This window comes from Umezakia ovalisporum Ak1311 (assembly GCF_029891685.1).
GTDB classification, from domain to species: domain Bacteria; phylum Cyanobacteriota; class Cyanobacteriia; order Cyanobacteriales; family Nostocaceae; genus Umezakia; species Umezakia ovalisporum.
On sequence record NZ_JANQDJ010000055.1, the window covers coordinates 20,049 to 34,575 of the forward strand.

Sequence of the window (14,527 nt, forward strand, 5' to 3'; positions counted from 1 at the left end):
AACTTCTTTGAGGAACTAAAGCTAAAATGGTTAATTTTCAAGACATCTGCAAAAACTAGTGATGTTAGCAAACCTATTAAAAGCACTTATTAAGTAACCAGCTTATGAAGCATCACATGACCGGTCAATTACTACAAGCACGTTACCAAATCCTCCACAGCCTAGGTAAAGAGGTATTTGGACAGACATACATGGCCGTAGATAACTATGCCCTAGACCCAGAAAATGCCAAGTGTGTAATTAAAAACTTAAAAGGCAAGAGTTTTCCACCCAGCTACTTAGACACTTTAAGATTATGCTTTGCTAAGGAAACAACACCCTACGTACTCCAACTTCTGGGAAGCCATTCCCAAATTCCCAAATTAATCAGCTGCTTTGAAGAAAATGAGCAATTTTATCTGGTACAAGAATTTGTAGAAGGGCACTCATTAAGTGCAGAATTACCCATTAACCAAGATTGCAGATGTAATTGGACTGAAAAAGAAGTTGTAGAATTTTTGGCAGAGATATTGGGAATTTTAGAATTTATTCACGCTCAAGGCATCATCCATTGTGGCATTAAACCAGAAAACTTAATCAGGCGTACCATTGATGACAAGTTAGTTTTAATTGACTTCAGTTCTATCCAATCTGTTAATTTGGGATTAGATGGGGAATTACCTATTTATGAAATTCCTCTCACCTCACTGGGGTACATACCCCCAGAGCAATTTATTGGTCAAACCCAGCCCAACAGTGATATTTATGCTCTAGGAATGATTGCCATTCAAGCTTTAACAGGCCTAGAACCACTCCAACTAAAAGTAGACCCTAAAACGAGAGAAATTCTTTGGCATACTCCAGATATATCAGTTAATGAGGATCTAGCCGTTGTTCTCAGTCACATGATTCGCTATGACTACCAATATCGCTTTCATTCCGCCGGTGAAATACTACATATACTCAAACAACTGTTTGGGGAAACTAAAATAAAGCCCTCTCCTGAAAAAATCCATCAGCTCTATGAAAAAACAACTATTGAAGCTGATAACACACAGCAACAATCTCACTTAAGGCAATTATCCCCACTGCTCACAAGAATCAAAGTAGGTTTGGCGGCTAATTCTTTATTGATGGGATTTGGAATATACTCTGTCATCCGTAACTCTCCAACATATTCAGAAACAGAAACTTTACATAAAGCAAGAGAAGAATATCAAACGGGAGATTTACAAAAAGCACTCGCTTTAGCTCAATCAATTCCCCCTTACAGCAATGTCTATCCAGAGGCTCAAGCCACCATGGAGGAATGGGAACAGCAATGGCAATTTGCTACCAAAAAATACGAAATAGCTGAACAAGCTTTAAAACAGGGTAAATGGTCAGATGTCTTGGCTGTTGCTCCCCAAGTACCAAATATTTTATATTGGCAATCTAAAGTAGATAAACTGGTGCAGCAAGCAAAATTTGCTATCGAAAGACAAACATACATTTTGTTATCACAAGCCTACGGGAAGGCCACAGCTAAAGATTTTTCCACCGCTATAGAATACCTGGGTCAAATTCCTCAAGAAAGTTCTTCTGCTGGTTTAGTTCAAGAAAAATTGGTGGAGTACAATCAAAAGCGCCAGATTAGAGCAGCTTATTTTTTGCATAGTGCTAATGTCAAAGCACATCAAGGTGACTTTAATGCAGCTGTAGATTTTCTCCGCAAAATTCCTAAAAATACTTCAGTTTACCCTCAAGCTCAGATTAAACTCCATGAATACACTCAAAAACAGCAATTACAAATTCAAAGTAAAAATGTGGTTTTCCATTTCTCAACTACTAAAAATGACAAATTTCAACCAGAAAATCATCTACAAGAGGTGAATATTCCTTAGTTAAATTGCATACCGAACTTTTTTATTTAGTTTCTCTTAACTACCCCACCCATGAATTCCGTGGTTCCATTAGTTCACATTGAAAACTTGATGGCGACTTAACCCCCATGGACTTTTACCAAGTTTTAATGTTTGGTTAGCCAATGTGCCATGTAAAGATTTACGGTGAGCAACTTGTTCACATTCTATGCCGCAGTTAATTTGCTGTATCTTTTACATCTTAAAATTGAGAATGGTAGGTAAAATGATGGACTGTAATTTTTCAACTGACAATTTCTTTTGAGCTTCTTTACGAGCCTCAATTGCTTCTCGATAATCAGGCTGGTATTTTAGAGCTTGGTCATAAGATGCAATGGCATCTTGATATCGTTGTAAATTAAATAAAGCATTACCTCTGCTATACCAACTTTGAGCATGATTGTTTCGATGACGAACTGCTTTATCGTATGATGCCATCGCTTCTTGATATTTCTGTAAAACATATTGAGAGTTTCCCAAATTATACCAAAGTTGATAATCATTGCTTTTAATGGTTGCGGCTTGCTGATAAGATTCTATTGCTTCTTCATAGCGTTGGCTTTTATGCAATGCCCAACCCCGACCATACCACGCTTGATAGTCCTTGGGGTTCTTTTTTATCCCTTGATTAAATGATTCAATTGCTTGTGGATAGCGACGTAAAATCATTAAGACATTACTTCTAGAAGACAAAGCAGGGTAAAAATTTGGTATGTGTTGTATTGCTTTCTCATAAGCTTTTAAGGCATATTCATAGCGATTTAAACTAAATAAAGAATTCCCCATACTATACCAAGCTAGCCCATAATCTGGCTTCAACTCAATAGCTGTTTCGTAGGCGTTAATTGCATCATCGTATTGGTTTAATTTATGAAATGCTAACCCCATACTATACCAAGGTTCATAATACTTAGGTTCTAGTTCTATCGCTTTTTCATAAGATTGAATCGCATTATTATATTGCTTTAAATTACTAAAAATTTTTCCTTTCGCATTCCATATTTCTGGGGAAGTATCATTCAATTGTAATGCTTTGTCAAAAGAAGCGATAGCTTCGGGATAGCGATGTAAATTTCCCAATACAAAGCCGCGACCACTCCATGCTTCTACATCATCTGGCTGAATTTGAATTGCTTGGTCGTATGCTGCTAGCGCATCTTCATACTTTTTTAACTCAGACAGTGTTTTACCTTGACCATTCCATCCGGGAACATAATCCGCTCTAATACTCACTGCTTCTCGAAAAGCTGCTAGTGCATCTTCATAGCGTTGTAATTCAAACAGTGTACTTCCTTGTTGAGATAAGGCCACGGCCTTATTAGCATTAATCGTTTTAACAATAAATAGCGAAGCTATAGCACTGATTCCCAATAAAAATATTGCCAATAATAGTTTCAGTAATATACCTTTTTTGTAGCGATTAAATTCAAAATTCTGAAATAGCGGGCGCCATTGGAGTGATAAACCAGTATTTACTGGTAATGGCGGACTCAAGATCACAGTCCCAGATGATGGTTGCATTAATTCTTGCAGTGCTTGCAATGCCACAGTGGCGTTAGCATAACGTTGACGGAAATCATAACATACCATTTCATCGATAAATTGGGCAAACTCTGGCGAAACAGTAGCGTGATTTTGCCAGATAATTTCATTGGTATCAATGTCAATTTCTAATTGGTCTGGTAATAATCCTGTCAGGGCTTGAATGGCAATTATGCCCACCGCATAGATATCACTGCTAAACTTTGGTGTACCCTGGGCTTGTTCTCCGGGTAAATATCCGGGAGTACCGATAGCAACAGTGGATTTAGTTTGACCTTGAGAGTTAATCACCTGGGTAGCAATTTGCTTAACCGCGCCAAAGTCGATTAAAACTAACTTGCCATCTTGTTCACGTCTGAGTAAATTTTGCGGATTAATATCTCGGTGAATGACTTTGTGTTGGTGAACAAATTCTAAGATTGACAAAATTTCTTGCACCAGAGAAACAACCTGTTGTTGACTGAGGATTTTTCCTGGTGTTAACTCTTGACTCAGGTTATGACCGGGGATAAATTCTTGTACTAAATAAAACTCCGCATTTTCTTCAAAGTACGCCAAAAGTTGGGGAATGCGGTCATGAATTCCTAATTTATACAAAACTTGTGCTTCTGTTTGAAACAAACGCCTAGCTGTTTCCAAGTTTACTGGGTCATTGGCTAGGGGTTTGAGTTTTTTGACAACACACTGAGGTAATCCAGGTAAGTGAGTATCACAAGCCACAAAAGTTTTACCAAATCCCCCATCTCCTAAGTGGCTAATAATTTGGTATCTTCCAACAAGTGTGTTTCCCAGCATCTCCTTTACCTAGTTGAGTGCATTGTTACCTGATTCCAATCTTGCCACAAATTAATTGAAACCGGGAGATAAGGTGGAACCAGGGAAAAAGTTTACTGACAATTTACAATGGCAAATTCCAAATTTACAGCGCATTTTATCCCAGTAGGTACAAGGGCAACCACCATGCCCACCCCACGAAATTTATGATATTAAGGATTGCTGTATATGATTCCTATTAGTGATACTATTCCCATTCGCAATAAACCAATTATTATCTATTGGCTCATCGGCATTAACATTGCTATATTCCTATGGCAACTTCAACTAGAGTTTAGTGGAGAATTAGGATATTTCATCAACACTTGGGGTTTGGTTCCTGACCAAATTACCACTGCAATTACTAATGCTATCTACTTTAATCCAGCCGCTTGGGTAGTAGTTTTTTGGCGTTCAGCTTCCTGTTTTTTGGCGATGTTTCTCCACGGTAGTTTTAGTCAAATTTTAGGCAATCTACTATTTTTATGGGTTTTTGGTAAAACTGTGGAAAACTTGATTGGACACAGACTTTTTCTGGGACTATATCTGAGTGGGGGGATAATTACAGCAATAACACAAATTATCTTAGCACCGAGCTTGACAATACCATTAATTGGAGCAAATGGTGCGATCGCTGCTATTTTAGGAGCTTATGTATTTAAGTTCCCTAGAAAGAAAATATATACCATTTTTCCTCTCCTAATTCTGTATATTCCCGTAGAGATGCCAGCGTACTTTTATCTTATGTGGTGGTTTATACAACAGTTTTTCTACGGAATTGGCAGCTTACACATACCTCCCTCTGGTGTAAATCCACTTAGCTTAGGCCATTGGGCACAATTGTTAGGATTATTGATTGGTGGGGGTATTATGGCATTTCATCAATCATCTCGGATGTGATCTGATTTTTCCATCGGTAGTTAAATTTTTACTCATTTTTGTCACCGGAACAACTATGCCAGACATGAATTGATGGGGCGCTCTTTTGATGGGGGTAAATCCCTGTCGAACATAAAATCCTTCAGCATAAAGACTAGCAGTGGTGACGACTTTATCTATACCTTGCTTTGCCGCTTCCTGGCAAAAATGTGCCACCAATGCTCGCCCTATGCCTTGACCTTGATAATAGGGATGCACGTACAGTGTGATCAGTTCATCAACAATGAAACTAGCAAAAGCTCTGACTTGACTATTCCCAACAGCAACCCAAAAAATTTGGGCTTGCATGTCATGTAAAATATCTTTAGCATTAGGCTGATGCCGATAATTACGCCAAGCCAACAGCTGCTTTCTGGTGTAGAAAGTTGTGGGAAGAGCTTTGATGGCAGCAATATGAATTGCACTCATCACCCATGCGTCTGTTTTTTCTGCCAGTCTAAGATAGACATTATCCATCATAATAGTATCAGCAAGAAAAGAGGTAATTCCCAGCCCCAGGCTTAAGCCTGTGGGCTGGTCTTATTTTTCTGTCTCTTTCCCAGGTTTGGGGGAATTCTTTTTCAGAATGGGTTTTTGGGTATTGTTGGCAGGCTTTTTATAATCCTTTTGGGATGGTGGCGGCACAGCAGCTTTATTTTTTTTAGACTCTTGCAGCGCTGTAGCTTTATCCTTTTTGGATGCTTTAAGAAATCTGGGTGCAGTTTCTTGGGGTGGAGCTAATAGTGCAACAAAACCAAAGACATTACGCCCAGGCAAAAATTTTGCCTTCAGGGAAACAAATACTGGATGTCCTTGTTCTTCTTTTTCCGCTTTGGGGTTAAATCTGAAGGGTTTTACCGGGGCGTCCTTCCAGAACAAAGGCAAATGACTAGCCTTCATAAATTTCACCTTTCTAGTTGGCTCTGCCTGCTTGATATATTCAAGTCTTTCACGAGTAAAGTTACGGAAAACAGAAATGCAAGGAGTTTGACAGACGGGAATAAATTGCCATAGTCCTGAGAATTTAAACTCGTTGTCTTCTAACTCTCCTGAAACTGTCTGTTGTTCTCGACCTCTGTCGAAACCAACTAGCTGAAAAGTCATACTATGGGGTTGATCCTTCCGGGGAAAATGAATTGCTTTAGGATAAACAACTAACCTAAAAGTATGGTTGCCAGTGGTTTCTATTTCTTTAGTAAGAGCGTCAAATACTTTGCGTTTTTGGGGAATATAGAAAAGAGGGTACTCAAAGTTACCAATGGTAACTGTATTTTTACCATCAGAATTTAAGTTAACATCCCCAACAATTACCCCAATAGCTTGAAATATTGCTCCTGGCTCTTCAATCTCTTCCTGCGGTTCAACATCAATATTTACTTCTTCAGGTTCAGGTGGGGTTTGAAGTTGAGTTTCAGCCTCATTTGGATCATTGGGGATAGGTTCAGTAGATGACATAATTGTTAGTTTTTTTGTTCGAGCAATAATTTTTTGAGATACAAGCGGCATTTGACAGGCTGAAAAATCCCATAAGTATACACCAAACCATGTGATACACAAGTTGCTAGACTAACCTTGGTGGTAAAGTAGTGACCGATGGGAGCTATTCTACCTAAACAAAAGCTAGCTTATGCTAACACCAACAAACTACCTTTAAGTTAACGCTCTGTTTCTGTCAGGGGTATAGCCAGGTAACTTACTCAGTAAATCATTTTAACAATATCGGCGTAAGTCCCCATCTATGGGAATGTTAGGTGGGCATATCAGCCGGGTAATGACCCTTCTATCTCCCAAAAATATCAACCGCTCTTTGGTTGGTGAGTGGGATAAATTTAGAGTGGTTTACAGCTTCTTTTTACGAATTACGAATTAGTATCTGCCATGAATAAATACTTTCGCTCCAATATCCATGCAATGGCTAGCTATATCCCTGGTGAACAGCCTCAACCTGGCGTTGAGATGATTAAACTCAACAGTAATGAAAATCCCTATCCTCCCTCCCCTGGGGTGCTAGCTGTGTTAAGGAATATTGAAGGGGAGTGGTTACGACGATACCCAGAACCTTTAGGAGGAGAATTTCGGCGAGGGGTAAGGGAAGTTTTGGGGGTTCCTACTGATTGGATTATTGTTGGTAATGGCAGCGATGAAATTTTGAACTTAGTGATGAGAGCCTGTACTGAACCGGGGAAAAAGGTAGTTTACCCCATACCGACTTACGTATTGTATATGACTTTAACTCAAATGCAGGCGGCGGAATTAGTGGAGATTCCCTATGGTGTAGATTACAAATTACCTTTGTCAGAGTTAATTGCTGCTAACGGAGCTGTAACATTCATTGCATCACCCAATAGCCCTTCGGGACACATAGTACCAATCAGCGATTTACGAACATTAGCCAGCTGTTTATCTGGGGTTTTAGTAATTGATGAAGCATATGTGGATTTTGCAGAAGACAATGCACTCGCTTTGGTCAAGGAATATGACAATGTAATTGTGATTAGGACACTTTCTAAAGGTTACTCTTTGGCAGGGTTACGCCTGGGTTTTGGTGTGGCAAATCCTCAACTCCTGGATGGATTGTTTAAGGTCAAGGATAGTTATAACATTGATGCCATCGCTTGTGCATTAGGAACGGCTGCTATTACCGATCAAGTTTATAAAAATGCTTGTGTGGCAAAAATTAAAGCATCACGCACTCAACTAGCCACGGACTTAAAACAATTAGGTTTTCATGTTTGGGATTCTAATACTAACTTTTTGTTGGTACAGCCTCCCCAAGAAAATGCCCAATATCTGTATCAACAGCTGAAAGAACGACAAATTTTAGTGCGGTATTTCCCTCATCCAGGACTGGATAATAAATTACGCATTACTGTGGGTACGGATGCACAAAATCAAGTGTTGGTGGAGAGACTGAAGGAAATTTGTTTTTAGTTAGGATCTGATGAATCCCGGATCACAAACTCTTAAAATAGTGGATTACAGCATGAGCAATGGCTTCATTCCCATTCTTGGCTAGAAGTTGGGGTTGCTTTCGCTGTTGCGGTGGTTGATGGATAAAATCCCAATTACCGTGAAAAAATTCTGTTGGGGTGAGAATTTGATGTTCATTGTAATTAACAATACCTTCCAACAAAAAGCTAGCTTCAGCAAAGTCATTTCGTGGAATGGTAACCATGGGTATATCAAGTTTTGTTGCTTCCGCAAAAGTTCCATAACCAGGTTTAGAAATAACACGTCCACAAATAGGCATAAAATCTACAGGACGGTATTTGCTGTTACTGATTTTGCAGACATTAGGTAAATCAGGGGCAGATTTATCAAAGATAATAAATTGCCAATGGGGAAAGTAGTGTAAATTTTTGTAGGGAATTTGTTGTAAACCTAAACCCCCAAAGGTGAGCAAAATCGTTTTTTCTTTGGGTGCAGTGATTCCCCAAGTACTCCGTAATTCATCAGCAGAGTAACGGGGATAACCACCAGTTAAACCCGTATCTGTAATATTATTGAATGCTGACATAGGTTCATGAAAAGGTAAACGAAACAATTTTTCGCTTTGGGAATAACATTCACTAATCCAATCAGCAATGGTAATAAATTCACCCCCCCAATCTCGGTAGATTAAATCCCAACCAAAATTACTCATCATCCAACAAGGAATATTTACTGCTTGAGCAAACAAAGGAGCTAAAAATGGAATATCTGCCAATATTAAATTCACACGATTTTGGCGGATAAAATTGACTTCTGAGGCAATGAAGGAATTTTGATGTTTTTGAATGTCAAGCAACTTTGCTAAGGTAGCTTCTTTATCCATTGTTAAGCTATCTGACTGAACCACACCTAAATCAAAAGCGCGGGGACGATGGATAAAGTCACCTTCTATATAGCACTCCAGCAACCACCGGGGAGCGGTTGTCACCATAATTAGCAATACTTCTGGACACAACTTTTGAATTGTTGACGCTACTGCTGCTGTACGAGTGGCATGACCAAATCCGTGATTAGTGATTGCTATGTATAAAATAGGACGCATAGTTCATTTTTAATTGGTAATAACACCCTGGGAATACAACATGGTATATAAAAGCTAGACAAGTCTAGACATTTATTTCTTACTTCAATTTATCTGTCAATTAGGAATTACCCACTAGTGAAAACCGACCATTGCTAAAACTTTAAATACCATGATGTAGCTAATTTTGATATTAATAGCTTTTTCCGCAACATTCCAAAATATTCATTAAGTTATTGCCCTGAACGCGGATAGCAAAGCATCATAAATCACGTCTTTTACTCACCACTGTACAGATGTTCTATAAGATGTACATTACTAAGATGTACATTAAAATGTCCATCCTAAATATATAAAAATACTTAATTCATACACTAATTGACATACATTAATAAATGTATTACCGATAACAGCGTACTCCACTGACTATTAACTATACTAACTATATGATCACCATGGGAGAATGACTGATGGCTATTCGCAAAATTGTTTCTAGTGGTAATTATAGTGATGCGAGTATCTGGTTAGGCAATGTTTTGCCCGTTGCTGGGGACGATGTAGTGATTGATCAAAGTGACAGTGACATAACTGTAACTCTAACTACAAATACTACAATTAAAACCTTATCCCAGTTCGAGAACTTCCAATGGAATTCCGGGACAATTACTGTTACCGATGGATTTAGCAACAATGGCAATCTATCCATTGGCTCCGGCACAAAATACATCACAGGCACATTGCAAAATCAGGGAGTAGTCACTCACAACGACACCTATGTGGACTGGTGGGGCAACAGATACTACGGCGACCTGTACCTGAATAATCATAGCCAAATCATCAACCAAGCCGACGCCACCTACAACTTCCAAGCCGGGAATATTAGGCAAAACATCCCAGCCGACTATCAAGGAGCCCCAGCCAAATTTGACAACCAAGGCACATTAACCAAAACCAGCACCCTGGAAGCAGGGATACATGTAAAACTGGATAACTCCGGCACAATTAACCTAGAAGCCGGAACCCTCAGCTCAACCAATGATTTCCAAAACACAGGCACGGTCACAATTAATGCCGGCAGCCTAGCAGTCACAGGAAACATCAGCAATGCTCACCAGATAAAAATAGAAAGTGGCAGTGCATCCCTCACCGGGGGAGGAACAAACCAAGGCACTATTTATGTAGACATAGATGCAGCATTAACCCTAGGGGGGACATTTCAATTTACCACTGACGGTAAAATTACTGGTAGAGGCAGTGTAACTCTCAACCCAGGACAACTCAACTTTGATGTTAACCAAACCAGCATCAGTGATGACTTGACAGTTACATTCAATGGAGGAAAACTGAATTACCAAGGTAATTTAGCCATTGAAAAATATGTCTTAGCAGCCAGCGCGGGGGAATTTTTAGTCAACGCCAATAGTACTTTGACCTTAGGTGATGGTAGTTGGAGTACTGGCACCCTGTTCATAGATAATAAAACCAGCTTTGATGGTAACTTATCCATTGGCTCCGGCACAAAATACATCACAGGCACATTGCAAAATCAGGGAGTAGTCACTCACAACGACACCTATGTGGACTGGTGGGGCAACAGATACTACGGCGACCTCTACCTGAATAATCATAGCCAAATCATCAACCAAGCCGACGCCACCTACAACTTCCAAGCCGGGAATATTAGGCAAAACTCCACAGATGGAGGTGCAACAGAAGGCAGGTTTGACAACCGTGGTACTTTACGAAAAACAGGCTCATTAAATTCCAACATTTACGTTGACCTTTACAACAATGGCATCATCGACACTGAAGAAGGAAACCTCTACATTTATAACGACTTCCTCAATACAGGCTCTGTCAACATTAAAGGCGGTATTGCCCACTTTAGCAGTGACTTTGACCAAACCGCAGGGGAAATCGTTCTTCACAATGGTCGCCTCAACTCCACTGCAGAAATAAATATCCAAGCTGGACAAATTGGCGGTTATGGCACCATCAACAGCAATATATTAAGTGCGGGATTACTCAACCCCTTCGTCAGTGGTAATTTAGGTGCTGAATACGGTAAAATCACCATTCTCGGCAACTACACTGAAACTGATGATGCTCAAATCCATATCCAAATTGGCGGAGAAGATAGAGGTACTGAATTTGACGCTATTGATATCAGTGGCACTGCTAACTTTGATGGCACGATTCACATTAGCCTGCTTGATGATTTTATCCCCGTCCTTGGTGACAGCTTCACCATCATTAATTATGCAGATTATACTGGCGATACTGAACTAGACTTTAGCGGTTTAATCATTGCTGGCGGACTGCGATTCAATCCAGTATTTAATGATAATAACCTTACCCTGGTGGTGAGTAGTACCACGTTCCCTGATGCCAAGGATGATGCCTATGGCGGATATCAAAATCAAATCCTGGCTATCACTGCTAACCAAGGACTATTAGCCAACGACAGCCACCCCAATAACGATATTCTGACCGCACAAAGGCATACTAACGCCCAATTCGGTAACGTCAATATCAATCTAGATGGCTCCTTTACCTACACTCCCAACCCTGGCTTTTTCGGCCTAGATAGCTTTACCTACAAAACCTACGACAGCAATGGTGATTTTGACCTAGCTACAGTAACTATAAATGTCAGTGTTCCCCCCACTGACCAGCCCCCCATTGTAGCTAACCACATCCCGGCAGAAATTGTTAACATCAACGCCAATAATAGTGTCATTGACCTGAGCAATGTCTTCACTGATGTTGACAATGACGATAATTTAATTACTATCTCCGTGCTGAGTAATAGTAATCCTGTTTTGTTTGACAGCGTTGAGTTAAGTAATCGCACCTTAACATTGGATTATGCTGCTGACCAATTCGGCACGGCAGAAATTGTGTTGAATGCTGAATCTAACGGCAAAACAGTTAGTGAATCTTTTGCTGTTTACGTCAAATCCTCCAACAGTGACGTTATTGATGATGCACCTTTTGTCAGTAATCCTCTGCCTGATGTGTATGTGCTAGTTAATGCCCCTAATCAGGTCATCGACTTAACCAACGTCTTCAGCGATATCGATAATGACGACAACTTAATCATTAAAGCTTTGCTTGGTAACACCAATGCTACTCTGGTTAATGCCAATATTCAGGGTAATACCCTCACCCTGGATTACCATGACTCCCTATTAGGCAACGCAGATATCACTGTACTGGCTATCTCTCACGGAAAAATGGTACAGGATACCTTCAGAGTCACAGTAGCCAACACTGCCCCTGTGGTGGATTCTCCCATACCCGACCAAATCATTAACGAAGGCGACACCTTTAGCCTGAAGGTGGGGGACTACTTTAGTGATCCCAATGGTGATGTGCTTAACTTCGCCATTTCCCGCCCGGGTTGGTTGAACTTTGACGCCAATACCCAAACTTTAAGCGGCATTCCCGGTAATAATCATGTTGGTACAACAGCCATCACTATCACCGCCACAGATGGTGATAGTACCGTCAGTGATTCTTTTAACCTCACAGTGGTTGATCTCCCTAACGGTATATTTAACCTTGACAATTCAGCATATACTGTCAATGAAGGCGCAGGAACCTTAAGTGTTACAGTTGTTCGTCAAGGTAGTTCCCTCGGTGATGTGGGGGTTCGACTGTTTACTGGCAATGGTACGGCTAGGTCTCCCGAAGACTACAACAGCACTGTGTTTGATTTGAACTTTGCCAACGGTGAAACCAGTAAAACCGTTGCAATTGCCATCAATGATGACACCATACCTGAAGGTGGTTTTAGTCAAGAGCCGGAAACTTTTAACCTGACTCTCAGCAATGCCATCCGGGGAGCATTGTTAGGAAGCTTGGTTAATGCAGTGGTGAATATAGTAGATGATGAACCTGCTATTCAAAAACCAATAGCGCAAAACGATGAAAAATCCGTTACAGCCTTGGATATCATCACCATTGATGTTTTAGGCAATGACTCCGACCCGGACAATTATCCACAACCCATTAGGCTGCACCGCCTCTATGTGGATGGTCAAGAATATGACCCCTACCTCACTCCTAGCATCACTACTTCTAAGGGGGGAATCATCAGTATTTTCAATGGTGGTACACCTAATGAGCCTACAGATGATCAACTCTACTATGTTGCTCCAGATGCCACTATTACTGATACCTTTACTTACACCATTAAAGACGGTAGTTCAGTTACTGACTTAATTAGTGAACCAGCTACGGTAACGGTTAACATCCTTGCCGAACCACGCAACCCAACAGATAATGTCAACATCAATATCAATGGTAACTTGGTCAACTATACAACTAATGAAATAGCTTCTTTTGGTAACCAAGATGTCAACGGTAACTTTACTCTTTATGAAGGTAATACTGTTGACCTGGATGGCAACACTTGGAAGGCCATCGCACTGAAGGACTACGGTTATACAGATGGTTATATCATCAGTACAGATACCACACTGAGTTTTGACTTTAAGAGCAGTGCTATGGGGGAAATTCAAGGCGTGGCTTGGGCGAGGGAAAACTTACCCACTACCAAGATTAACCCCGCCAACGTGATCAATGTCTATGGCTTCAACGTCCAATACGGCATTAATGATTTTGACTACACGGGTGCTGGCAACTGGCAAACTTTTAATATTAATCTCAGCGAATACGGTAGTGGCATTATTAACTATCTTCTGCTTGTTGGTGATGACGATGCCAATAACAAAGGTGATACCCAGATCCGTAACCTACAACTCAATCAAACCAGCACTAATCAAAAGCCCACCGATATCCTGCTCAGTCACACTTCCATACAGGAAAATCAACCAGTAGGGACAGCGCTCGCCACCATCAGCAGTGTAGATGTGGATACTGATGATATCCATACTTATACTTTATTACAGAATCCAAATAGTGCATTTACTATCAATGGCAATCAGCTAATCGCCAATCAAAGCTTTGATTTTGAAACTGGCTCCAGTTATACCATTGAAATCAAATCTGATGATCAACGAGGGGGGAGCCATGTTAAATCCTTTAATATCGACATTACTAATGATTTAGATGATGACGTCAGCCTAGCCATAGCCGCAACCAACGCCAGCCAAGCCGAAGGGAACACAGACACCAAAGCCCTCACCTTCACCATCACTCGTTCTGGTAACACCACAAGTACAAATGCTGTGAGCTGGGCTGTGACAGGTACAGGAACTAACCCCGCCAACCCAGAGGACTTTGGGGGAACATTACCAACAGGTAGCGTCACTTTTAACCCAGGAGACACATCTCGACTAATTACCGTTTACGTCACTGGTGACACTACTGTAGAGGCAGATGAAACCTTTACCGT

General features: G+C 40.5%; 8 protein-coding genes. 4 read left to right on the forward strand and 4 right to left on the reverse strand.

Annotated features, from left to right (window positions below; translation table 11 throughout):
* The first annotated feature begins 116 nt into the window (after positions 1–116).
* Positions 117–1,862 (forward strand): protein kinase domain-containing protein, encoded by a 1,746-nt coding sequence (locus NWP25_RS10735; protein WP_280650429.1) that lies wholly within the window; start codon positions 117–119, stop codon positions 1,860–1,862.
* Positions 1,863–2,075: 213 nt separating this feature from the next.
* On the opposite strand, the gene NWP25_RS10740 is transcribed toward NWP25_RS10735, so the two are convergent.
* Positions 2,076–4,217 (reverse strand): serine/threonine-protein kinase, encoded by a 2,142-nt coding sequence (locus NWP25_RS10740; protein WP_280650428.1) that lies wholly within the window; start codon positions 4,215–4,217, stop codon positions 2,076–2,078.
* Positions 4,218–4,424: 207 nt separating this feature from the next.
* On the opposite strand from NWP25_RS10740, the gene NWP25_RS10745 reads away from it, so the two are divergent.
* The gene (locus NWP25_RS10745) at positions 4,425–5,135 is read left to right on the forward strand and encodes a rhomboid family intramembrane serine protease (protein ID WP_280650427.1); all 711 of its coding nucleotides are present in this window, start codon (positions 4,425–4,427) and stop codon (positions 5,133–5,135) included.
* Here the strand turns inward: NWP25_RS10745 and NWP25_RS10750 are convergent.
* Positions 5,121–5,633 (reverse strand): GNAT family N-acetyltransferase, encoded by a 513-nt coding sequence (locus NWP25_RS10750; RefSeq protein ID WP_280650426.1) that lies wholly within the window; start codon positions 5,631–5,633, stop codon positions 5,121–5,123. The genes NWP25_RS10745 and NWP25_RS10750 overlap by 15 nt on opposite strands.
* A gap of 60 nt (positions 5,634–5,693) precedes the next feature.
* Entirely contained in the window at positions 5,694–6,608 is a 915-nt protein-coding gene (locus NWP25_RS10755; RefSeq protein WP_280650425.1) for a hypothetical protein, read from the reverse strand.
* 423 nt (positions 6,609–7,031) lie between these two features.
* Here NWP25_RS10755 and hisC point away from each other — a divergent pair, with 423 nt between their 5' ends.
* Positions 7,032–8,084 carry a histidinol-phosphate transaminase gene (hisC, locus tag NWP25_RS10760; protein ID WP_280657432.1) on the forward strand — a complete coding sequence of 351 codons (1,053 nt, stop codon included), beginning with the start codon at positions 7,032–7,034 and terminating at the stop codon, positions 8,082–8,084.
* A gap of 22 nt (positions 8,085–8,106) precedes the next feature.
* Here hisC and NWP25_RS10765 read toward each other — a convergent pair whose 3' ends face one another.
* Complete coding sequence (locus tag NWP25_RS10765) at positions 8,107–9,186, reverse strand: glycosyl transferase (protein ID WP_280699360.1); 1,080 nt, start codon at positions 9,184–9,186, stop codon at positions 8,107–8,109.
* Between the two features lie 449 nt (positions 9,187–9,635).
* Between NWP25_RS10765 and NWP25_RS10770 the strand changes: the two genes are divergently transcribed.
* Positions 9,636–14,527: Calx-beta domain-containing protein (locus NWP25_RS10770; protein WP_280699361.1), on the forward strand; the 4,892-nt coding region annotated here is incomplete at its 3' end.

Bases quoted from the DNA above. Each gene is read 5' to 3' on its own strand.
- NWP25_RS10735 (WP_280650429.1), top strand. From the start codon at position 117: ATGACCGGTCAATTACTACAAGCACGTTACCAAATCCTCCACAGCCTA.
- NWP25_RS10740 (WP_280650428.1), bottom strand. From the start codon at position 4,217: ATGCTGGGAAACACACTTGTTGGAAGATACCAAATTATTAGCCACTTA.
- NWP25_RS10745 (WP_280650427.1), top strand. From the start codon at position 4,425: ATGATTCCTATTAGTGATACTATTCCCATTCGCAATAAACCAATTATT.
- NWP25_RS10750 (WP_280650426.1), bottom strand. From the start codon at position 5,633: ATGATGGATAATGTCTATCTTAGACTGGCAGAAAAAACAGACGCATGG.
- NWP25_RS10755 (WP_280650425.1), bottom strand. From the start codon at position 6,608: ATGTCATCTACTGAACCTATCCCCAATGATCCAAATGAGGCTGAAACT.
- hisC (WP_280657432.1), top strand. From the start codon at position 7,032: ATGAATAAATACTTTCGCTCCAATATCCATGCAATGGCTAGCTATATC.
- NWP25_RS10765 (WP_280699360.1), bottom strand. From the start codon at position 9,186: ATGCGTCCTATTTTATACATAGCAATCACTAATCACGGATTTGGTCAT.